17 protein-coding genes and 1 pseudogene are annotated in these 20,679 nt (G+C 48.9%); 9 read left to right on the forward strand and 9 right to left on the reverse strand.

Features of this window, described 5'->3' with window-relative positions:
- Positions 1 to 171: 171 nt before the first annotated feature.
- Entirely contained in the window at positions 172 to 1,158 is a 987-nt protein-coding gene (locus ACTHSP_RS02540; RefSeq protein WP_440345581.1) for a malate dehydrogenase, read from the reverse strand.
- Positions 1,159 to 1,279: 121 nt separating this feature from the next.
- Entirely contained in the window at positions 1,280 to 2,254 is a 975-nt protein-coding gene (locus tag ACTHSP_RS02545; protein WP_440345601.1) for a PhoH family protein, read from the reverse strand.
- 101 nt (positions 2,255 to 2,355) lie between these two features.
- On the opposite strand from ACTHSP_RS02545, the gene ACTHSP_RS02550 reads away from it, so the two are divergent.
- The 3 genes from ACTHSP_RS02550 (at position 2,356) to rlmB (ending at position 4,183) form a co-directional block, all read left to right on the forward strand.
- On the forward strand, positions 2,356 to 3,066 hold the full coding sequence (locus tag ACTHSP_RS02550) for an AzlC family ABC transporter permease (RefSeq protein WP_440345583.1): 711 nt from the start codon (positions 2,356 to 2,358) through the stop codon (positions 3,064 to 3,066).
- Positions 3,063 to 3,371 (forward strand): AzlD family protein, encoded by a 309-nt coding sequence (locus tag ACTHSP_RS02555; protein WP_003686428.1) that lies wholly within the window; start codon positions 3,063 to 3,065, stop codon positions 3,369 to 3,371. Before ACTHSP_RS02550 ends, ACTHSP_RS02555 begins: the two co-directional genes overlap by 4 nt.
- Positions 3,372 to 3,433: 62 nt before the next feature.
- Positions 3,434 to 4,183 carry a 23S rRNA (guanosine(2251)-2'-O)-methyltransferase RlmB gene (gene rlmB / locus ACTHSP_RS02560; RefSeq protein ID WP_440345584.1) on the forward strand — a complete coding sequence of 250 codons (750 nt, stop codon included), beginning with the start codon at positions 3,434 to 3,436 and terminating at the stop codon, positions 4,181 to 4,183.
- A 360-nt stretch (positions 4,184 to 4,543) separates the two neighbouring features.
- On the opposite strand, the gene ACTHSP_RS02565 is transcribed toward rlmB, so the two are convergent.
- A complete protein-coding gene (locus ACTHSP_RS02565) occupies positions 4,544 to 5,497 on the reverse strand; it encodes an L-lactate dehydrogenase (protein WP_049351069.1) in 954 nt (317 codons plus the stop codon).
- Between the two features lie 646 nt (positions 5,498 to 6,143).
- On the opposite strand from ACTHSP_RS02565, the gene ACTHSP_RS02570 reads away from it, so the two are divergent.
- The 3 genes and pseudogenes from ACTHSP_RS02570 to ACTHSP_RS02580 all read left to right on the forward strand — a co-directional run.
- Positions 6,144 to 7,673, forward strand: a complete 1,530-nt coding sequence (locus ACTHSP_RS02570; protein WP_049351068.1) for an AAA family ATPase — start codon at positions 6,144 to 6,146, stop codon at positions 7,671 to 7,673.
- Positions 7,670 to 8,542, forward strand: coding sequence for an HNH endonuclease (locus tag ACTHSP_RS02575; protein ID WP_152333320.1), 873 nt, complete (start codon positions 7,670 to 7,672; stop codon positions 8,540 to 8,542). The genes ACTHSP_RS02570 and ACTHSP_RS02575 overlap by 4 nt, the downstream gene beginning before the upstream one ends.
- A gap of 242 nt (positions 8,543 to 8,784) precedes the next feature.
- Positions 8,785 to 8,850 (forward strand): annotated as a pseudogene (locus ACTHSP_RS02580) (dioxygenase); the annotation flags it as partial.
- Positions 8,851 to 8,931: 81 nt separating this feature from the next.
- Here ACTHSP_RS02580 and ACTHSP_RS02585 read toward each other — a convergent pair.
- Together ACTHSP_RS02585 and pdxH are read right to left on the reverse strand one after the other, a co-directional pair.
- A complete protein-coding gene (locus ACTHSP_RS02585; protein WP_049351066.1) occupies positions 8,932 to 9,990 on the reverse strand; it encodes a pseudouridine synthase in 1,059 nt (352 codons plus the stop codon).
- 159 nt (positions 9,991 to 10,149) lie between these two features.
- Entirely contained in the window at positions 10,150 to 10,782 is a 633-nt protein-coding gene (gene pdxH / locus ACTHSP_RS02590; RefSeq protein WP_049351065.1) for a pyridoxamine 5'-phosphate oxidase, read from the reverse strand.
- A 111-nt stretch (positions 10,783 to 10,893) separates the two neighbouring features.
- Here pdxH and dut point away from each other — a divergent pair, with 111 nt between their 5' ends.
- From dut to guaA, 3 genes are all read left to right on the forward strand, one after another.
- A complete protein-coding gene (dut, locus tag ACTHSP_RS02595) occupies positions 10,894 to 11,346 on the forward strand; it encodes a dUTP diphosphatase (protein WP_003680707.1) in 453 nt (150 codons plus the stop codon).
- A 186-nt stretch (positions 11,347 to 11,532) separates the two neighbouring features.
- Positions 11,533 to 11,859 (forward strand): hypothetical protein, encoded by a 327-nt coding sequence (locus tag ACTHSP_RS02600; protein ID WP_039862324.1) that lies wholly within the window; start codon positions 11,533 to 11,535, stop codon positions 11,857 to 11,859.
- A 148-nt stretch (positions 11,860 to 12,007) separates the two neighbouring features.
- On the forward strand, positions 12,008 to 13,573 hold the full coding sequence (gene guaA, locus ACTHSP_RS02605) for a glutamine-hydrolyzing GMP synthase (protein ID WP_003686344.1): 1,566 nt from the start codon (positions 12,008 to 12,010) through the stop codon (positions 13,571 to 13,573).
- Between the two features lie 70 nt (positions 13,574 to 13,643).
- Here guaA and gloB read toward each other — a convergent pair whose 3' ends face one another.
- The 4 genes from gloB to purL all read right to left on the reverse strand — a co-directional run bounded on the left by gloB (position 13,644) and on the right by purL (position 20,592).
- A complete protein-coding gene (gloB, locus tag ACTHSP_RS02610; protein ID WP_049351064.1) occupies positions 13,644 to 14,393 on the reverse strand; it encodes a hydroxyacylglutathione hydrolase in 750 nt (249 codons plus the stop codon).
- A gap of 23 nt (positions 14,394 to 14,416) precedes the next feature.
- Positions 14,417 to 15,502 (reverse strand): hypothetical protein, encoded by a 1,086-nt coding sequence (locus ACTHSP_RS02615; protein WP_049351063.1) that lies wholly within the window; start codon positions 15,500 to 15,502, stop codon positions 14,417 to 14,419.
- Between the two features lie 183 nt (positions 15,503 to 15,685).
- The gene (locus tag ACTHSP_RS02620; protein WP_440345585.1) at positions 15,686 to 16,471 is read right to left on the reverse strand and encodes an HNH endonuclease; all 786 of its coding nucleotides are present in this window, start codon (positions 16,469 to 16,471) and stop codon (positions 15,686 to 15,688) included.
- A 224-nt stretch (positions 16,472 to 16,695) separates the two neighbouring features.
- Positions 16,696 to 20,592 (reverse strand): phosphoribosylformylglycinamidine synthase, encoded by a 3,897-nt coding sequence (gene purL, locus ACTHSP_RS02625; RefSeq protein WP_440345586.1) that lies wholly within the window; start codon positions 20,590 to 20,592, stop codon positions 16,696 to 16,698.
- Positions 20,593 to 20,679: the final 87 nt, after the last annotated feature.

Raw genomic sequence — 20,679 nt, forward strand, 5'->3', positions numbered from 1 at the left:
GCCAATCAATCACCTGATCCAACTTCAATAGTGGGAAGCGGTCGATGTGTTTGGCAATCATGGCTTGTGCGGTTTGCCGGAAGAAGGTGCCCATGGAAAATCCCCTAAATGTCTTGGTGGGAATTTAGGGGATTTTGGGGAATTTTGCAAAGGTCTCAGACGGCCTTTGTTTTAGAGTAGATCTTGGATGGCTGAACGCTCTTCTTCTAATTCGGCCAGCGTAGCGGCAATACGTTTTTGGCTGAATTCGTCCGATAAATCTAAGCCTTGGACGATACGGTAGCTGCCTTCGTCACAAATGACGGGGAAGCCGAAAATCAAACCTTCGGGAATGCCGTAAGAGCCGTCGGATGGAACGCCCATGGTTATCCATTTGCCGCTGCTGCCGAGCAACCAGTCGCGCAGGTGATAGATGGCGGCATTGGCGGCGGAGGCCGCAGATGATGAACCGCGCGCAGCGATAATGGCAGCACCGCGTCCGGCGATTTTCGGCATGAAGACTTCGGTATTCCAGTCGGGTTCGGTAATCATGTCTTGGACGGACTCACCGTTGCTGGTGGCGTAGCGGTAGTCGGCGTACATGGTCGGACTATGGTTGCCCCAAACGCACATTTGCTCGATGGAAGTAATCGGGCGGTTGATTTTTTCGGCAATTTGGCTGACGGCACGGTGATGGTCAAGACGCATCAGGGCGGTGAAATTTTCCGGCGGGATGTCAGGTGCGGATTTCATGGCGATGTAGGCGTTGGTATTGGCCGGATTGCCGACGACGAGGACCTTAACGTTGCGATTGGCAACTTTGTTCAACGCCGCACCTTGTACTTTGAAAATTTCGGCATTGGCGTGCAGCAAATCGGCGCGTTCCATGCCTTGGGTACGCGGGCGCGCTCCAATCAAGAGAGCGATGTCGGCATCTTTGAAGGCGACTTCGGGGTCGTCTGTGGCGAAGATGTCGGCAAGGAGCGGGAAGGCGCAATCCTGCATTTCCATAATCACGCCGCGCAATGCCTGTTGTGCCTGCGGCAGGTCGAGCAGCTGCAGGATAACGGGTTGGTCGCGTCCGAGCATGATGCCGCCGGCGATACGGAAGAGGGTGGCGTAGGCGATTTGGCCTGCCGCGCCGGTAACGGCGATTCGGATGGGTGGCTTGAGGGTCATATTTTTCCTTTTGAAGTCGTTGTTTTACTTGATTTTTGGATTATAGCAGTATTATGGGGAGAATGATGTAGTCAGGCCGTCTGAAATTTGATTTTCAGACGGCCTTGAGTGTTTGAAAAGATTATTCGCCGTTTTTCTTTTCGGCTTGTTCTTCCGCTGCTTCATAGGCTTCGACGATTTTCTGCACCAAAGGATGGCGGACGACGTCTTCGCTGGTGAAGGTGTGGAAATACAGGCCTTCTACATCGCGCAGCTTTTCGCGTGCATCTTTCAAGCCGGATTTGATGTTGCGCGGCAGGTCGATTTGGCTGATGTCACCGGTAATGACTGCTTTGGCACCGAAGCCGATACGGGTCAGGAACATTTTCATTTGTTCGGGCGTGGTGTTTTGCGCTTCATCCAAAATGACATACGCGCCATTTAAGGTGCGGCCGCGCATATAGGCCAGCGGCGCAATTTCAATCAAACCTTTTTCCATCAGTTTGGTTACGCGGTCGAAGCCCATTAAATCATACAGTGCATCGTAAAGTGGTCGCAGGTAGGGATCGACTTTTTGCGCCAAATCGCCCGGAAGGAAGCCTAATTTTTCGCCTGCTTCGACTGCGGGGCGAACCAAAACGATGCGTTCGATTTGGTGTTTTTCCATGGCATCGACTGCGGCGGCAACAGCAAGATAGGTTTTACCCGTACCGGCAGGGCCTAAGCCGAACACGACATCGTGGTTGAGCAAGGCGCGGATATAGCCGTTTTGGCGCGGGGTACGGCCGCCGATGCTGCCGCGTTTGGTGCGGAAATAGTATTGTTGGTCGTGGTGTTTTTCTTCGTGTTTTTCATCTGCGGTTTTTGCTTCAACGGCCGCGAGGCTGATGGCGTTGTCGTCCAAGTCGCCTTTTTCTGCGGCTTCGGCAAGCGACAGCAAGGCATGACGACCGGCGTGTGCCAGTTCGCCCATGAAGGTGAAATGTTCGAAGCGGCGGCTGATTTGGATATCAAGGGCTTTGCCTAAGGCTTCGAGATTGCTGTCGAGCGCGCCGCACAGGCGTTGCAACACGGTATTGTCAATTTCTTCAAACTGCAAATGGACGGTGTGGGTCATATCGGTTTCCGTAAATAAATCTAATTTTTCCATATTATACCTTGTTCAGACGGCCTGCTTTATAATACGTCGCTTCTTTTTAATAAACCATTCCAATCAAAATGAATCACACTGCTTCTCCTCGCTCAGAATTTCTGCGCGGTATCAAAGAAACATCGCCCATGCTGATCGGCTTGTTGCCGTGGGCGCTGATTTTGGGCATGCAGGGCGGGCAGAAAGGCATAAGTTGGCTGGAAATGCTGCTGATGACGGGCATGAATTTTGCCGGAGGTTCGGAATTTGCCGCAGTCAATTTGTGGGCAAATCCCTTGCCGATACTGCTGATTGCAACGGTTACGTTTATGATCAATTCGCGCCATATACTGATGGGTGCGGCGATTGCGCCGTATATGAGGGATATGCCGCTGAAAAAGGCGATGCCTGCGCTGTTTTTTATGTGTGATGAAAGCTGGGCAATGGCGTTTGCTGAAATTCAAAAGCGTAAGGCGGCAGGTTTGCCTGCATTCAATATGCCGTTTTATGCCGGCGTGTGTTTTATTTTGTATGTAACGTGGATTGGTTTTGCGGCATTTGGCGCTGCAGTTGGCCCGCTTTTCGGCGATGTGGCGGCTTGGGGCTTCGGCATGGCGTTTCCTGCGGTGTTTTTAGTGTTGCTGCGCGGTATGTGGAAGAGCTTTGCGGCTTCACGCCCTTGGTTTGTCAGCCTGATTGTGGCGTGCGTAACCTATTTGACCGTAGATGGTGCATGGTATGTTCCGGCCGGAACGTTGTCGGGATTGTTGGCGGCGTATTTGTGGGGAGAGCAAAAATGAAGGATTTGCTGTCGCTGCAATCGTTTCTGCTGTTTTTAAGCATGTTGGCCGTTACTTATTCAACCCGATTAATCGGCTTTTTTGCCTTGCGCAACCGTACATTGAGCCGTCGCGCGCAAGTGGTTATGGAGGCTGCGCCGGGTTGTGTGTTGATTTCTGTGATTGCGCCTTATTTTGTATCGGATAAACTGCATGAGTTGATTGCTATTGCTTTGACGGTATTGGCCGCCAGCCGGTTTTCGATGTTGGTAACGGTATTAATCGGCGTTGGCACTTCGGGCATACTCGGTTATTTGATGAAATAAAAAATTTTCAGACGGCCTTACTTGTTATAATGGCCGTCTGAATTTTTTGATAAAGCAAAAACATGGCAAACCAACGACTCATCTATGGCTTTCACGCCGTCAATGCCCGTTTGTGGCAAAACCCGAAATCGATTACCGAACTCTATATCCAAGAGGGCAAATCTGATGCGCGCACCCGCGATGTATTGGATAAAGCGGCCTCTGAAAACGTGCGCGTACATTTTGCCGATGCCGACCGCCTGAATGCCATCAGCAAAGGGGCGCGCCATCAGGGCGTAGTAGGGTTTATCGATGCTTCCAAAAACTATGTTCACTTGGAAGATGTGTTGGAAAACCTGAGCGAACCGCCGTTTTTGCTGGTATTGGACGGCATTACCGATCCGCACAACCTCGGCGCGTGCCTGCGTACTGCCGATGCGATGGGGGTGCATGCCGTGATTGCGCCCAAAGACAAAAGCGCTGGCCTGAATGCGACTGTCAGCAAAGTTGCCTGTGGCGCAGCGGAAACTGTGCCGTATATTACCGTAACCAATCTTGCCCGTACTTTGCGTGAGCTGAAAGAATACGGCATTTGGATTGTCGGCACGGACATGGGCGGCGACTCCGACCTTTACCACTGCGACTTGCCCGACAGCGTGGCCTGGGTAATGGGCAACGAAGGCGAAGGCATGCGCCGCCTGACGCGCGAACATTGCGACATGCTGGTGTCGATACCCATGTTCGGCACGGTCGAAAGCATGAACGTCTCCGTCAGCGCGGGCATGGTGTTGAGCGAAACGCGCCGTCAGCGGGTGTTGAAAGCAGAGAAATAACGCTTAGGTTAACGTCGTCTGAAAACTGGAAATTTGGTTTTCAGAGACGTTTGTTATAGGCGGATTAGTACCGTCATTCCTGCGCAGGCAGGAATCCATCGTAAAACTTGAGAAACCTTTATTTGAAAAACAGTTTCCGAATTTCAAAAATGGATTCCCACCGTAGCCTGTCCTCGCGTAGGCGGGGGCGGGAATGACGACAACCGGTAAATTGTGTATCGAAAATAAAGTAACTTAGATATAGGTATTTTTTATTTGAATTTAGAATATTGACGGATTAACTTCCCCATACATAGCAAACGTCGTCTGAAAACCAGATTTCCAGTTTTCAGACGACGTTTTACTTAGAGGCGATTCTGTTTATCCGACCATTTCATCGACTTTGCGTTGATAGCTTTTCAACAGCTCCGCCGAGCGGGCAAAGCGTTCGGTTTCATCGTCGGAAAGTTGCAGGTCGATGATGCGGACCGCGCCTTGGCGGTTGACGACGGTCGGTACGCCGATATACACACCGTTTTGTCCGAACTCGCCTTCAAGCAGGGTGGAAACGGGCAACACGACGCCTTGATTGTGCAGGATGGCGTTGGAGATACGGCTCAAGCCCATACCGATGCCGTGGCTGGTCGAACCTTTGGCGGCGATGACTTCGTAGGCGGCATTGCGCACGGTGTTATAGATTTTGTCCATACGCGCCTGCCCGTCTTCTGATTGTTCCAACATCTTCTGAACCGACATACCAGCGATGTTGGCGGTACTCCAAAGCGCAATGATGCTGTCGCCGTGTTCGCCGATCATCATGGCATCGACGCTCCAAGGCGCGACGTCGAATTCGTTGCCCAGACAAACGCGGAAACGGGCGGAGTCAAGGATGGTGCCTGAGCCGATAACGCGCTCTTTGGGCAGCCCTGAAAAGCGCAGAACGGCATAAGACAGTACGTCCACAGGATTGGAGGCAACCAAGAAGATGCCGTCAAAGCCCGAAGCCATGACTTTCGAAACGATGTCGTGGAAGATGCGCAGGTTTTTGTCGATTAAGTCCAAACGGGTTTCGCCGGGAGCCTGCGCCGCGCCCGCACAAATACACACGATGTCTGCATCCGAGCAATCATCGTAATCGCCGACGTAAATGCGCGCAGGCGAGGCGGCATAAGGCATTCCGTGGCGGAAGTCGCGCGCTTCGCCTTCCGCGCGCGTGCGGTTGATGTCGATTAAAACCATGTCGTCGCACAAGGCTTGGTTGAGCATGGAATAGGCGTAGCTGACACCGACCGCGCCCAAGCCCACAACGACCACTTTGTTACCAACTTTTTTCATATTTATTCCTGTTTGTTTGTGAATAGGAATTATTAATAACACTTGGACAGAGTGGCGTCAAATTTCAGACGACCGAGGTCTTGAAATGCTCAAAAAATAGGCGGAAAACGGCGTGCAAAACGACACTTGCCAAACCGTGCAAACCGACCTCATCCAGAAGACAGCGGTTTGGTGCACATCGAGCTATGCAGCAAAAGCCAAATCTTACACCTATTCAACTATTAAGATAATACCTTCAAATTCTTCAGTTTAGATATTGGGCTACTTGCTACACCAAGCTTTTGGGATGCAGAGATCCTATTCAAAAGAAATCGCATTCTCACCGAATTCCAAGGTGCACCGACTGAACAATGTGTCTTGCAAAAACTGATTGATACGATACTAAAGACAATACAGTCCTATACTGAGAAATCGGAAAAGACACGGTAGAATTGGATTTTGTGCTGCAATATGGGCAAAATGTTGTGCCAATTGAAGTGGAAAGTAGATGAGAATTTGAAAACAAAGAGCTTGAAAGTTTATGTAGAGCAAACAGTTTGCAATCAAAGAGGCATTACGCTTTCAATGGCGGATTGTCGTGATTAGGATTGGATGGTAAATATCCATTATATGTTATGAATTCAATATAATTAATCAAGGAATAATGATGAACTTTTTATTATTAGATAGAAATGAAAGACTTCCTTCTAATGCTAGAAATTTAGTCTGTTTAACTTACGATAATTGGAATGACTATTCTTATATTACTATGTTTTTTATGAATTATATCGATGAATATGGAAGTGTTCATCCTATTGGTAATATTAAAATTGGATTTAAAGGACAAACACCTGAAACTTCTACTTGTAAGAAAATTATAGAAATATGCCATGGGAAAACTTTCGAATCTCTACCTGAAAATTTTTTCTCTTTAGCTGAGGATGTTGAGTTCTACAAATCAATTATGAAACTTCCAAAAGAATCAAGAGAATATATATTAGGAAATTTAAACGACGTAGTCTACAAACCAGAATTATTTGATAGGTTTAAAGATGAAGATGTTTTTAAGACATCACTAATGAGATCAATAAGAGATGGAACTATTAAAGAGCAATTTAGAAGAGTTTTAGACGATAAACCACCTCTAACTAACTTTAAGTTTTCTTTCATTCGAACAGAAAAAGAGAATATGGGAAATATACAATTAGATTTCAATGTAATTGCCAATTCAACGCCAAGTACCAACATTCATGCAATTATTGGTAGAAATGGCGTAGGAAAAACAACACTATTAAACGGAATGATTAAATCATTCACTCATCAAATATATGAAGATGGGGGATTTTATACCATTGACTGGTCTGGTCAAAAATATAAAATTAATAATGATTATTTTAGCTATTTAGTAGCAGTATCCTTTAGTATTTTTGATCCGTTTATACCTAATCATGAAGATTTGAAATATTATTCTTATGTTGGTTTAAAGAAGTCGGATACACAATTGAAATCATCAAAAGAATATTTTGAAAAAGATTTTTTGTTGACTTTTCAAGAATGTAAGAGTTTTACTGCTAAAAAAGAACGTTGGCTTAATGCCATTCAAAATCTTGAATCAGACGATAATTTTGCAGAAATGCAATTAAGTAGATTAATAGAAGATAGATTAACTCAAGATGAAATTCTAAAAATAATTGGAAGGATGAGCTCTGGACATGCATCAGTATTGCTAATTATTACTCAGCTAGTAGCTAAAGTTCAAGAGAAAACATTGGTTCTGCTTGATGAACCCGAAAGCCATCTTCATCCACCATTATTATCAGCTTTTGTTCGTGCTTTATCCGATTTATTGGATAACCGAAATGGAGTAGCCATTATTGCTACACATTCTCCCGTTGTATTACAGGAAGTACCAAGATCTTGTGTTTGGAAAATTGAGCGGACGGGAAAAGTTACAAATCCTTATAGACCTAATATTGAAACATTTGGGGAAAATGTTGGTGTTTTAACAAGAGAAGTTTTTGGTTTAGAAGTAATTAAATCAGGATTTCATAAATTATTAACCAAAGAAGTATCAACAGGAAAGTCCTATGAAGAAATTTTATTTAATTTTAATGAACAATTAGGAACTGAAGCAAAGATTTTATTAAAAACCTTAGTACGAATTAGAGATGATAGAGATGGAGGGAATCGCCAGTGATTCGCATAAGATTACCTGCTGATCTCCTAAGTTATTCAGAGATAATTGACGTGTGCTGCAGTCGAAATACCCAATACAGAAGTGATGTATTATCTAATAAACAATATCTATTGGATATAGGGAATGATTACGAAGAATATGCACGATTAAATAATTTATACAGTTTTGATACAATTCTTACTATTGAACCAAATGGACTAATTCATAATACATTGAGTAATTCTCATATGGTTGAATTATATAATTATTGTTTACGTAATACCCGTAGTGGAGATGTATATGATAAGATCCTTGCCTTTGCCAAAAATCCTGAAATAAGATGTCCATTTTGTGGAGGAATTAGCAATCCATCACAAATAGATCATTTTTTACCAAAATCAAGATATGGACATTTTTCAGTATTTCCTTATAACTTAATTCCTATATGCAAAGATTGTAATACAGAATTTAAAAAAGAATTTTTCCCTATAGAAAAAAATGAACAATTAATTCATCCTTACTTGGATGAGGATTGTTTTTTTAATGAACAGTGGTTGTATGCGGAATATATTGATGATGGAACTGAATTTGGAACAGTTAGTTATTATCTTGTTCCTCCAAGTGGATGGTCTGATGATAAAAAGAATAAAATCAAATTTCACTTTGAGAAATTTCATTTGGCAGATAGATTTTCTGAATTTTCATCAGGAAATTTGTCTGATATTTTAGTACAAATGAAAAGTCATAAAATGAATGGTGCATTTATGGAAGACTTTGAAAAATGCAGTATAGATTCTGTTATTACAAAAGAAAGAAAAGCCAATCATTGGAAAAAAGCTCTTTTCCAAGCAGTTAAAACTAAACTTTCAGTGATTTGGGGAAGGATATAAAAAAGATTTTCCTTATGATTAAAAATACAGCTCAATGGGTTTAGCTTCAGCACTTTCAAGAAGTGAACTAAGGTCGTCTGAAACCATTTTCAGACGACCTCTTTTTAACTTTGCAGCAAAGCCAAAGAATATTTCATCATTTCCTATTTGGAAAATATATTGTTCATAAATTGAGATTTATTGCTTAATCATTTATCCGTACAATCCGCCTCATCAGATATTAAGGAGGCAACGATGAAAAAATGCCTGTATTATTTGTCGGACATGGCAGTCCGATGAATGTGTTGGATAAGGAAAATCCTTTCAATACCCACTATTTTTATAACTTAGGCAAGATTTTGTCGGGCTGAGACGATTTTGCAAAAGTCTCAGCTCCGATTTATCTTACATTAACTTTTCTTCCGGCGACGTTCGCCCGGCAGCAGCATATCTGCCCATTTGATAATGTTGGCGACTTCTGCCGGATTAAGTTCGTAGAACTGGCCGCGTTTGAGGCGGTTTGGCAGGCCGATGGGGCCGAAGCCTACGCGGACGAGACGGCTGACGGTCAGGCCTTGGCTTTCAAAAATACGGCGTACTTCGCGGTTGCGGCCTTCTTTGATGACGACGTTATACCATTTGTTTGCGCCTTCTCCGCCTTGTTCGTAGATGCGTTCTACTTTTGCCAAACCATCTTCGAGCATGACGCCTTCTTCGGTCAGGACGCGCATTTGTTCGGTGGTCAACTCGCCCAATACGCGCACGGCGTATTCGCGTTCGACTTCAAAGCTGGGGTGGGCAAAGCGTTGAACCAGTTCGCCTGAAGTGGTTAGAATCAAAAGGCCGCTGGTATTGATGTCCAAACGGCCGATGGCCACCCAGCGGCTACTGGCTGCTTGTGGCAGGCGGTCGAAAATGCTGACGCGGCCTTGCGGGTCGTCGCGGGAAACGATTTCGCCTTCTTGTTTGTAATACAGGATGATACGTGGCAGGCGGTCGGCCCATTTGAGTTTGATGATGCTGCCTTTGACGGTAACGTGGTCGTCGGGCGTAATTTTTTCGCCCAGTTGGGCTACGCGGCCGTTGACCGTTACCCAGCCGTTGCTGATCCATTCTTCCATTTCGCGACGTGAGCCGACGCCGGAAGCGGCCAGGACTTTTTGCAGGCGCTCGGGTTCAAAGCGTGAAAGGTCGCTGCGGCGTTCTTTCAAATCGCGGGCGTGCTCCATGATTTTTTGGTTGGGATTGCGGACCACCAGTTTTTTGGCTTTGGCGGCTCGTTGTTTTGGGGCGGTATTTTGAGCTTTGGGGCCGTCTGAAACTTTTTGGCCGTAAGTTTTGCCTGATGTTTTTCGCTCGTCGTCGGGACGTTTTTTATTGGCAAAGGATTTGGCCGGTTTAGAAGGTTTTTTGGCGGTAGATGATACGCCGTCGCGCCATTGGCGTTTGCTGGAAGGCTGTTTGGACATGATTTTTCCTAACTCGCTTGAAAAAGCGGTTCTTCTGCGGCATTTGCGGCAGGGGTTGGATTGGGGGAAAAGGCCGTCTGAAAATCAGATTCAGACGGCCTGCCGATGAAAGGCTGTATTGTAACTCAACCAGTAAATTTTTGTTTGAAAATCCGAAAATTATGGCGAAAGGCGTTCGCGTATCCAGTTGCCGTCAACCAGGCGGTATTGGATGCGGTCGTGCAGGCGGCTGGGGCGGCCTTGCCAGAATTCGATGCGGTCGGGAATAACGAGATATCCTCCCCAATGTGGAGGACGGGGAACATGCAGGGGATGTTTGACACCGACGGCCGCGGCTTTAGCTACCAATACGGCTTTGCTGGAAATTACTTCGCTTTGCGCGCTTGCCCATGCACCGATACGGCTGGTATACGGGCGGCTTTCAAAATATTCGTCCGAAGCGGCGGCGTCAAGTTTTTCAATGCGTCCTTCAACGCGCACTTGGCGTTCGAGTTCCGGCCAGAAAAAAGTCATGGCGGCAAAAGGGTGAGCCGTATAGGAACGGCCTTTTCGGCTGTGGTAATTGGTAAAGAAAACAAAGCCTTTGGGGTTGACTTCTTTCAGCAATACCATGCGGCTGTTGGGCCTGCCGTCTTCGCCCACGGCGGCAACGTTGACCGCGGTCGGTTCGTTGACTTCGGCGTGAATCGCTTCGTTCAGCCATTGCTCGAATTGGACAATCGGGTCGGCGTGGCATTCGGCTTCCGACAGCTCGCGTTTGTTGTAATCTTCGCGGATATTGTGCAGATCCATGATTTTCCTCCTTAGGTCTGACTGAATCATACTCCGTTTTTTCAGACGGCCTCAAGGGCATTTGTGTATAATCGTAGCCCTTTCCAATATAGAACAATACGGAGTCCTGTCATGCAAACCGAAGTCGAACTGAAAATCTTAAATCCGAAAATGGCCGATTCTCTGCCTGCTTATGCAACGCCCGGTTCTGCCGGTTTGGACTTGCGCGCCTGCTTGGATGAAGCTGTTGTGTTGCAGCCGGGCGATGTGTATCTCGTTCCGACTGGTTTGGCGGTGCATTTGGCCAACCCTGCGTATGCAGCCGTTTTGTTGCCGCGTTCCGGCCTGGGTCATAAACACGGTATTGTTTTGGGTAACTTGGTCGGTTTGATTGACTCGGATTATCAAGGCGAATTGAAGGTTTCTTTGTGGAACCGTGGTAAAGAAGCGTTTACCATCGAGCCGATGGAACGTATCGCGCAAATGGTGATTGTGCCGGTTGTCCAAGCTGCGTTTAAGGTTGTGGACGAGTTTGCCGCCAGCGAGCGCGGTGAAGGCGGATTCGGCAGCACCGGAAAAGCCTGATGATTTGAAAGGCCGTCTGTAAGAGGATAAATTGAAATATTTGATTTCGGTTTGCCGCGGTTCAGACGGCCTTTTTATTGAGGCAACCTTTGCATAATTACACACAAGATTGCATTTTTATATCTTGCCTGCATGGCCGGCGCACCCAATAATACAGGCCGTCTGAAACCTTTACGGAGCGTTGTTATGTCCCGCCCCTCACTTTTTCTGCCTTTGTTTTTGATTATCTTTGGCGCGATTTGGTTTTTACGCGCTACGGATATTTTGCCTGCGACATCGACAATGATTGCCGGCGCATTAATTATTTTGGGCTTTGCCGTATTGATTATGGACGGCATCAACAAACAGTCCATTGTTTCCGGCCCGATGCTGGTTTATATCGGTACAGCCATTTATCTGCACATGAGCTACTGGATTTATCTCTCGCCGTTGCTGGCCATCGGCATGGTCGTGTTGGGTTGCCTGCTGTTGCTCTCGCGCAGCGATATGATTCCTGAGAAACACACAAAATAGAAAGATGAGAGATTTGGGTTTTGCCCTATAAAGGCCGTCTGAACAATGGTATAATCCGCCGTTTCAGACGGCCTGTTTTATTATGGTTTAAATTTGAAATTTACCCTCACGGCCGCACCGTTTTCTTACATTTTGCAAAGTTTCCGCCATGACCCAAGACAAAATCCTTATTCTCGACTTCGGCTCGCAAGTTACCCAGCTGATCGCCCGCCGCGTGCGCGAAGCCCATGTTTACTGCGAACTGCATTCTTTCGATATGCCTTTGGAAGAAATCAAAGCTTTCAACCCGAAAGGCATTATCCTCTCCGGCGGCCCTAATTCTGTTTACGAATCCGACTATCAAGCCGATACCGGTATTTTTGATTTGGGCATTCCGGTTTTGGGCATTTGCTACGGCATGCAATTTATGGCGCACCACTTGGGCGGCGAAGTTAGCCCGGGCAACCAACGCGAATTCGGTTATGCACAAGTTAAAACCATCGACAGCGAGCTGACACGCGGCATTCAAGACGATGCGCCTAATACGCTCGACGTATGGATGAGCCATGGCGATAAAGTTTCCAAACTGCCTACCGGCTTCTCTGTCATCGGCGACACGCCGTCTTGCCCGATTGCCATGATGGAAAACGCTGAGAAACAATTCTACGGCATCCAATTCCACCCTGAAGTGACCCACACCAAACAAGGCCGCGCGTTATTGAACCGCTTTGTCTTGGATATTTGTGGCGCACAACCAAGCTGGACCATGCCGAACTACATCGAAGAAGCCGTTGCCAAAATCCGCGAACAAGTCGGCAGCGACGAAGTGATTTTAGGTTTGTCCGGCGGCGTGGACTCTTCCGTAGCGGCCGCGCTGATTCACCGCGCCATCGGCGACCAACTGACCTGCGTGTTTGTTGACCACGGTTTGTTGCGTTTGAATGAGGGCAAAATGGTGATGGATATGTTTGCCCGCAACTTGGGCGTACGCGTGATTCACGTTGACGCCGAAGAGCAGTTTTTGGCGAAACTGGCCGGCGTGACCGATCCGGAGAAAAAACGCAAAATCATCGGTGCGGAATTTATCGAAGTATTTGACGCTGAAGAGAAAAAACTCACCAACGCCAAATGGTTGGCGCAAGGTACAATTTACCCTGACGTAATCGAATCCGCAGGCGCGAAAACTAAAAAAGCCCACGCCATCAAATCGCACCACAACGTCGGCGGTCTGCCTGAAAACATGAAGCTCAAATTACTTGAGCCGTTGCGCGATTTGTTCAAAGACGAAGTACGCGAATTGGGCGTCGCTTTGGGTCTGCCGCGCGAAATGGTGTACCGTCATCCGTTCCCGGGTCCGGGTTTGGGCGTGCGCATCTTGGGTGAAGTGAAAAAAGAATACGCCGACTTGCTGCGTCAAGCGGATGACATTTTCATCCAAGAATTGCGCAACACTACCGACGAAAACGGTACATCTTGGTATGACCTGACCAGCCAAGCCTTCGCCGTGTTCCTGCCCGTCAAATCCGTCGGCGTAATGGGCGACGGACGCACTTACGACTACGTCGTCGCACTGCGTGCAGTCATCACCAGCGACTTCATGACCGCACACTGGGCAGAGCTGCCGTACTCGCTGCTCGGCCGCGTCTCCAACCGCATTATCAACGAAGTCAAAGGCATCAACCGCGTGGTTTACGATGTCAGCGGTAAACCGCCTGCCACGATTGAATGGGAATAATCCCTGAATAATAAAGGCCGTCTGAACAGATATTGTTCAGACGGCCTTATTCTTTAGGAACCAAGCCCAATTAAAATTGATTTTTTAATTCACGCAGGGCAGCGAAGACTTCGAGTTCGCTGTTTAATTTTCGTCCGCTCAATTCTTCGGCGCGTGCCTGAACTTGGGGCAGGTGTACTCGGAAAAACGGATTGACTTTGCGTTCGTGCACCAGGCTGACAGGCAGTGTCGGCGTGTGTTCGGCAGCGGCCAAGGCCGTCTGAATGTCGGCGTTGTCCGGCTCGATATGCTGGGCAAAGCGCAGATTGGAGGCTGTATATTCGTGCGCCGGATAAAACAGCGTTTCCTCGGGCAGCTGGTTGAATCGGTGGAAGCTGTCGTAAAGTTGCTCGATTGTGCCGGTAAATACGCGGCCGCAACCGGCGGAGAACAAGGTATCGCCGCAGAAAACGTGCAGGCCGTCTGAATTTTCCAGCAGATAGCTGATATGGCGGTCGGTATGGCCGGGGGTTGCCCAAACGGTGATCAAGCCTTCGCCAAACGGGAACTGCGTACCTGCGGTAACGGTATGCGTCGCTACGTCGATGTCGCTTTCGCCATAGATTGGGGATTCCAAAAAGCCGTGGAACAGGCTTTTTGCGCCGCCGGTATGGTCGGGGTGCGGATGGGTAATCCATGTTTGCGCCAGCATCAGGCGATTGTGGACGAGGAATTTCAAAACGGGTGTGGCATCGGACGGATCGACGCAGGCGGCATGGTTGCCTTCTTGAATCATCCAGATGTAGTTGTCGTTTAGGGCTTGGATTGGCGTGATTTTCATATGCTTTCTTCTGGTTAGGGGTTTCAGACGGCCTCTAAATAATCTTTGATATTCGGGCTTTGACCGAATACGGCTTCATGGGCCTGATGGATGCACAGTCGGTTGAACAGCAATCTTTGGGTTTGGTCGCCATCGATAATCCGCACTTGGCCTTGCAGTTTGGGCGCGTCGTGATGAAAGGTATTCTTAAACGCGTGCCAACGGTTGGTTTGCAGATGGATGACGGCAAACATATCGTGCGAAATATTAACGCCGACGCTGAATAGCTTGGGCGAGGCTTGCAGGCAGAAACTGCTGTCACCAAATAGGCACAGCCCCGTGTTTTCCGGATAGCGGAACAATTCGATTTTCACTGCTTCGGGTTCGGCAAAGATGTTGCAAAACAGCCGTTCAAACAACGACGGCTGCGCCACGCCTTCGCTCAACATACCGTAAAGCCCACCTAGCCAATCGACATAGCCGAGAAAAGTGAAACGGTAGTCCTGCATAATGGCTTCGATGCGCTTGGGGTCGCGTTTGCTGATCAAGCGGACAAATTCAAAACCGACTTCCGGCAGCCGCGCCCGAAGTGTTTGATGCAGGCGGTGGGCAAACAGGTTTTTATGGTTGTACGGATTGCGCAGAATGCCGAGGAATTTCAGCCGCAATATCCGCCACAAGGCATCCGGTACTTTGACGGTATCGGCATTTGCCGTAGTTGTTTTCAGACGGCCTGCAGGTAAGGTGCGCAGATGGTTGCAGGCCTCTTCGTAGCCGCTTTCATGACGGTTGAACCAGCTTTCCAGATTGTATTGGTTGGCGGAGTCTTCGACAAAGGTCAGCGTATAGAGGTTTTTCGCCGCCAAGTTGCCGATGATGTTGACACTTATCGCTTCGCTGCGGTTTTGTTCTTTGCCACGGGCTTTTTTGCCAGTATGGAACATTGACAGAGGCAGGCGGTAAACGTTTTGGTTTTGCGGGCTGACCTGCGGATTATGCGCGTGCTGCCGTTGCTCGGTCTGGGCGATAAAGTGGTGTTCCTTCGTCGGATTCGCGGTCAACAGGGCGTAAGGCTTTTCTCCGCATTCAGGAAATTCGCAATCGCTGAGGATAAAGGCTTGTCGAGTCATAATGTCGGGAAAGGCCGTCTGAATATGTCGATTATAGTTTAAAAGTGGGAATTATACAGAATGACGGCGACGGGTTTGGTCTTTATACTCAAAAGGACGCAAAAAGGTCGTCTGAAAACGGATATAGCGAGGTTCGCTAAATCGTTTTCAGACGACCTTAAATCAACGGACTGTTCAACCCATCTATTCTTCTTTTTGGAAAACATGGTTGCGGTGATACTCGAAATATTTTTTGCTTTTCGGTCGAATTTTCAATTTAATATCGGGAGAAATTCCAAGCCGCTTTTGATTTTCCGGATCGATTTTCGGACTGATTTTTATCGTCCCGTCGGTCTCAAACGTAATCAGACCGCTATCGAATAATGCGTCGATATTGGGTGCGAGCATCAGACCATTGGAGGGGTCTAAACGCTCTGTATCGTTGCACTTACTCCAAGGTTTAATATGGCTGGCAATGAGTAAAGACCGAACATCTAAACCTGTTAGCGGGCAGTTCGGATACAGTTCGAGTAGTTTTTGCCGGAATCTGCCTTGCCCTTGACGGGCTTTTATTAAGGTTTCGATTTCGGTTCGCTTTTCTGGTTCAATTTCGGATACTAATTGTTCTTTGAGTTTACCGAGATCTTGTTCCAAAGATTGGGTTGAGTTTATTTGAAAATTTGTTGGTTTGTATAATTCAAATATTCCTCCTTTTTTCCACCATAAAAAGTCTTGGTGCATTGATTCGTGATAATGCTTCCTTGAGTTTGAATTAACACTAAGTACATACAAAGAAGCACGTGTATCATCATTATAGTCAGGAGTAATCTGCCATTGGTTTTTTAGTTCTTCAATCTGTTCATCTACATCTTTTACCTTAAATTGTGTTTTGCCCATATCATGCAGATGTAAGACGATTCTTTTTATAATTTCTATTGTCCCATCAATATGTTCCCCATTGATCCGTGCGGAATATTTTGTTTTTGCCATTTAAGTCTTCCTATCAAAGTTAAGTTTTCTAATTTAATTATTTGGGGTAATGCATTGATTTTCCTATGACCGTCATTCCCGCCTGCGCGGGAATGACAGCGGTTGGTTCGGTCTTCATACGCAAAAGAACATATAAAGGTCGTCTGAAAACAGATTTAACAGAATCCGCTAAATCGTTTTCAGACGACCTTTCTCTTTAAAGCCGAATCAAATCAGCCTGCCGGTTAACCCAAAGCTTTTCGTGCGCCGGCGAAGAGGCGGTACCAGCCGGACAGTTCCGTCCAGTCTTCCGGTTTCCAGCTCATTTGTGCGGCGCGGTACACGCGTTCGGGGTGGGGCATCATGATGGTAACGCGGCCGTCGGCGTTGGTGACGCCGGCGATGCCTTGCGGCGAGCCGTTGGGGTTGAGCGGATAGGTTTGGGTAACTTGGTTTTGTCCGTCGACGTATTGCAGCGCGATGCCGAGGTCGTCTGAAATTTTGCCGCCGTGAAGCGCGAAGTCGGCGCGGCCTTCGCCGTGGCTGACGACGACGGGCAGGCTGGAGCCCTGCATTTCGTTCAGGATCAGGGAGGTTGATTTGGGAACGTGAACCATGCTCAGGCGCGCTTCGAACTGTTCGCTCAGGTTGCGTTTGAACTTCGGCCAGCCTGCCGTGCCGGGGATGATTTCGGCGAGGTTGCTGACCATCTGGCAGCCGTTGCACACGCCCAATGTCAGCGTGTTCGGGTCGGCGAAGAAGGCGGCGAACTGGTCGCGCAAGGCGGGGTGAAACAGGATGGATTTCGCCCAGCCTTCGCCCGCACCGAGTACGTCGCCGTAGCTGAAGCCGCCGCACGCCGCCAGCATTTTGAAGTCGGCAAGGTGGACGCGGCCTGCCATCAGGTCGGACATATGCACGTCGTAGGCATCGAATCCGGTGCGGGTAAAGGCGGCGGCCATTTCGATTTGCCCGTTCACGCCCTGTTCGCGCAGGATGGCGATTTTGGGTTTTGCGCCGCTGTTGACGAACGGCGCGGCGATGTCTTCTTTTACATCAAACTTCACGTCGGCAAACAATGCGCTGCGGTCGTTGTCGCCAATCAGGGCGAACTCGCTGTCGGCGCAGGCAGGGTTGTCGCGCAGTTTCTGAATGGCGTGGCTGGTTTCCTGCCATGCACGTTGCAGGTCGGCGCGGGTTTGTTCCAACACGATGCCTGCCTGATTGCGGATAACGATTTTTTCGTCAGAACCGATGGTGGCAACGGTATGTAAGGGCAACGCTGCCGCTTTGAACAAGGCTTCTGCTGCCGAGACATCTTGTTTGGCGATTTGAATCACTGCGCCCAGCTCTTCATTGAACAATGCGCGTATGCTGGCTTCGTTGACATCGGCTTGGTTGGCAACCAGTGAGGTCAAATCCACATTCAAGCCGCACCGTGCCGCAAACGCCATTTCCGCCAGCGTCGCAAACAAACCGCCGTCGCTGCGGTCGTGATACGCCAAAAGTTTGTCTTCGGCGACAAGCTGCTGAATTACGTTGTAAAACGCTTTCAGACGGCCTGTATCGTCCAAATCGGGCGCGTCACCGCTCATGTTGTTGTACACCTGACCGAATGCAGAGCCGCCCATACGCGCTTTGCCGAAGCCCAAATCGACAAACAGCAATACGCTGTCTTCGACGTTTTTCAACTCGGGCGTAACAGTCTTGCGTACGTCTTTCACAGGCGCGAACGCGGAGATAATCAGGCTTAATGGCGAGACCACGGATTTCTTGTCCGCGCCGTCCTGCCAAACGGTTTTCATCGACAGGCTGTCTTTACCCACCGGAATGCTCAAATCCAATGCCTGACAGGCTTTAGAAACCGCTTCGACGGTGCGGTAGAGTTTTTCGTCTTCGCCCTCGTTGCCGCACGCCGCCATCCAGTTGGCGGAAAGTTTGATGTTGCCGATGTCGCCGATGTTGACCGCAGCGATGTTGATGATGGCTTCGCCGACGCACATTCTGCCTGAAGCGGGCGCGTCAAACAGGGCGACGGTCGGTTTTTCGCCCATAGACATTGCTTCGCCGCGATAAGTGTTGAAGCCCATCATGGTCACGGCGCAGTCGGCTACGGGGGTTTGGTATTTGCCGACCATTTGGTCGCGGTGGGTCATGCCGCCGACGCTGCGGTCGCCGATGGTAATCAGGAAGTTTTTAGCGGCTACGGTAGGCAGGCGCAGAACGCGGTAGGCGGCTTCGGTGATGTCGATATCGCCCGCGTTAAACGGTTTTTCAGACGGCGTAACCGTTTTGTCGCTGCGCGTGGTTTTGGGCGGTTTGCCGAGCAAGACGTTCAGCGGCAAATCGACGGGATTGTTGGAGAACAAATCGTCGCGCACTTTCAAATGGCCGTCGTCAGTCGCCGTGCCGACCACGGCAAACGGGCAGCGTTCGCGTTCGCAGATGGCGCGGAAGGTGTCCAAATCTTTTTCCAAAATCGACAATACATAACGCTCTTGTGATTCGTTGCACCAGATTTGCAGCGGGTTGAGGCCGTGTTCTTCCAGCGGCACTTCGCGCAGTTTAAATACCGCACCGCGTCCGGCATCGTTGACGAGTTCGGGGAAGGCGTTGGAGAGGCCGCCTGCGCCGACGTCGTGGATGGAGATAATCGGGTTTTTGTCGCCAAGCTGCCAGCAGCGGTCGATGACTTCTTGCGCGCGGCGTTCGATTTCGGGGTTGCCGCGTTGCACGGAGTTGAAGTCCAAAGAGGCGTCGTTCGTACCGGTATTCATGGAAGAAGCTGCGCCGCCGCCCAAGCCGATAAGCATACCCGGGCCGCCCAGTTGGATCAGCAATGCGCCTTCGGGGATTTCGTCTTTATGCGTCTGCTGCGCCTGAATGCTGCCCAAGCCGCCTGCAATCATAATCGGTTTGTGGTAGCCGCGAACCTGACCGTCGAACTTCTCTTCAAAAGTGCGGAAGTAACCCAAGAGGTTCGGGCGGCCGAATTCGTTGTTGAACGCCGCGCCACCGATGGGGCCTTCAATCATGATGTCCAGCGGCGAGGAAATATGTTCCGGCTTGCCGTAATCTTGTTCCCACGGCTGTTTGAGGTCGGGGATGTTGAGGTTGGACACGGTAAAGCCGGTCAAGCCCGCTTTTGGACGCGAACCTTTGCCCGTCGCGCCTTCGTCACGGATTTCGCCGCCCGCGCCTGTTGCCGCGCCCGCAAACGGCGCGATGGCGGTCGGATGGTTGTGCGTTTCCACTTTCATGATGATATGCGTGTCTTCCTCGTGGAAACGGTAGCCTTGGTTTTCCGCCGCATCCGGATAGAAACGCTCGACTTTTGCGCCTTCGATCACGGACGAATTGTCTTTATAGGCGACGACCGTGCCTTCGGGATGCGCGTTGTGCGTGTCGCGAATCATACCGAAGAGGGATTTGGGCTGCTTTTCGCCGTTGAGGATGAAATCGGCGTTGAAGATTTTGTGGCGGCAGTGTTCGCTGTTTGCCTGTGCGAACATCATCAATTCAACATCGGACGGATTGCGCTGCAAAGCCTGATAGTTTTCAACCAGATAATCGATTTCGTCGGCGGAGAGTGCCAAACCCATTTCGGTATTGGCTTTGACCAAAGCCTCTTTACCGCCGCCCAAAACATCAACGGTGGAGAAGGTTTCGGATTCGAGATGGTGGAATAATTTGGAGGCCGTCTGAAAATCGGGCAGTACGGATTCGGTCATGCGGTCGTGCAGCAAAGCCGCCCATTGCTGTTTCTGCTCATCATTCAGACGACCTTCCAGACACACCGCCATGCCGCGCTCGATGCGCTCTATGCCTTCCAAACCGCAGTTTTCCGCGATATTGGTCGCCTTGGAAGCCCACGGCGAAATCGTACCCAAACGGGGCGTTACCAAAAATAAATGCAAGCCCTCGCGCGCTTCGGGCGTTTCTTTAACGCTTTGCGCCGCCAACAAGGCTTGCAGTTTTTCGACAGTCGCGGCATCCAATGCTTTCTCGCTGCCGACAAAATACCAAAATTCGCTTTTCAGTTTCACTTCGGGCAGACCGAGTGCGGCTGCTTTTTGCAAGAATTTTTCAACACGGAAATCGGAAAGGGCGGTTACACCGCGCAAGGGCAGAACAACAGACATGGATTCAGCTCACAAAATGCAGTTGGGGAATCCATTATTATACCTGAAAAATGCAATTTTGCTTGTGAATTTATACTTCAAGTGTTG

It is taken from the genome of Neisseria sp. P0001.S005, from assembly GCF_051963715.1.

Excerpts from the sequence above, each read along its gene's own strand:
- ACTHSP_RS02555 (WP_003686428.1), top strand. The coding sequence starts at position 3,063 with ATGAAGGATTTGCTGTCGCTGCAATCGTTTCTGCTGTTTTTAAGCATG.
- purL (WP_440345586.1), bottom strand. The coding sequence starts at position 20,592 with ATGTCTGTTGTTCTGCCCTTGCGCGGTGTAACCGCCCTTTCCGATTTC.
- ACTHSP_RS02585 (WP_049351066.1), bottom strand. The coding sequence starts at position 9,990 with ATGTCCAAACAGCCTTCCAGCAAACGCCAATGGCGCGACGGCGTATCA.
- ACTHSP_RS02540 (WP_440345581.1), bottom strand. The coding sequence starts at position 1,158 with ATGACCCTCAAGCCACCCATCCGAATCGCCGTTACCGGCGCGGCAGGC.
- ACTHSP_RS02545 (WP_440345601.1), bottom strand. The coding sequence starts at position 2,254 with ATGACCCACACCGTCCATTTGCAGTTTGAAGAAATTGACAATACCGTG.
- ACTHSP_RS02565 (WP_049351069.1), bottom strand. The coding sequence starts at position 5,497 with ATGAAAAAAGTTGGTAACAAAGTGGTCGTTGTGGGCTTGGGCGCGGTC.
- ACTHSP_RS02620 (WP_440345585.1), bottom strand. The coding sequence starts at position 16,471 with ATGGCAAAAACAAAATATTCCGCACGGATCAATGGGGAACATATTGAT.
- ACTHSP_RS02570 (WP_049351068.1), top strand. The coding sequence starts at position 6,144 with ATGAACTTTTTATTATTAGATAGAAATGAAAGACTTCCTTCTAATGCT.
- pdxH (WP_049351065.1), bottom strand. The coding sequence starts at position 10,782 with ATGGATCTGCACAATATCCGCGAAGATTACAACAAACGCGAGCTGTCG.
- ACTHSP_RS02550 (WP_440345583.1), top strand. The coding sequence starts at position 2,356 with ATGAATCACACTGCTTCTCCTCGCTCAGAATTTCTGCGCGGTATCAAA.
- dut (WP_003680707.1), top strand. The coding sequence starts at position 10,894 with ATGCAAACCGAAGTCGAACTGAAAATCTTAAATCCGAAAATGGCCGAT.
- ACTHSP_RS02615 (WP_049351063.1), bottom strand. The coding sequence starts at position 15,502 with ATGACTCGACAAGCCTTTATCCTCAGCGATTGCGAATTTCCTGAATGC.
- rlmB (WP_440345584.1), top strand. The coding sequence starts at position 3,434 with ATGGCAAACCAACGACTCATCTATGGCTTTCACGCCGTCAATGCCCGT.
- guaA (WP_003686344.1), top strand. The coding sequence starts at position 12,008 with ATGACCCAAGACAAAATCCTTATTCTCGACTTCGGCTCGCAAGTTACC.
- ACTHSP_RS02600 (WP_039862324.1), top strand. The coding sequence starts at position 11,533 with ATGTCCCGCCCCTCACTTTTTCTGCCTTTGTTTTTGATTATCTTTGGC.
- gloB (WP_049351064.1), bottom strand. The coding sequence starts at position 14,393 with ATGAAAATCACGCCAATCCAAGCCCTAAACGACAACTACATCTGGATG.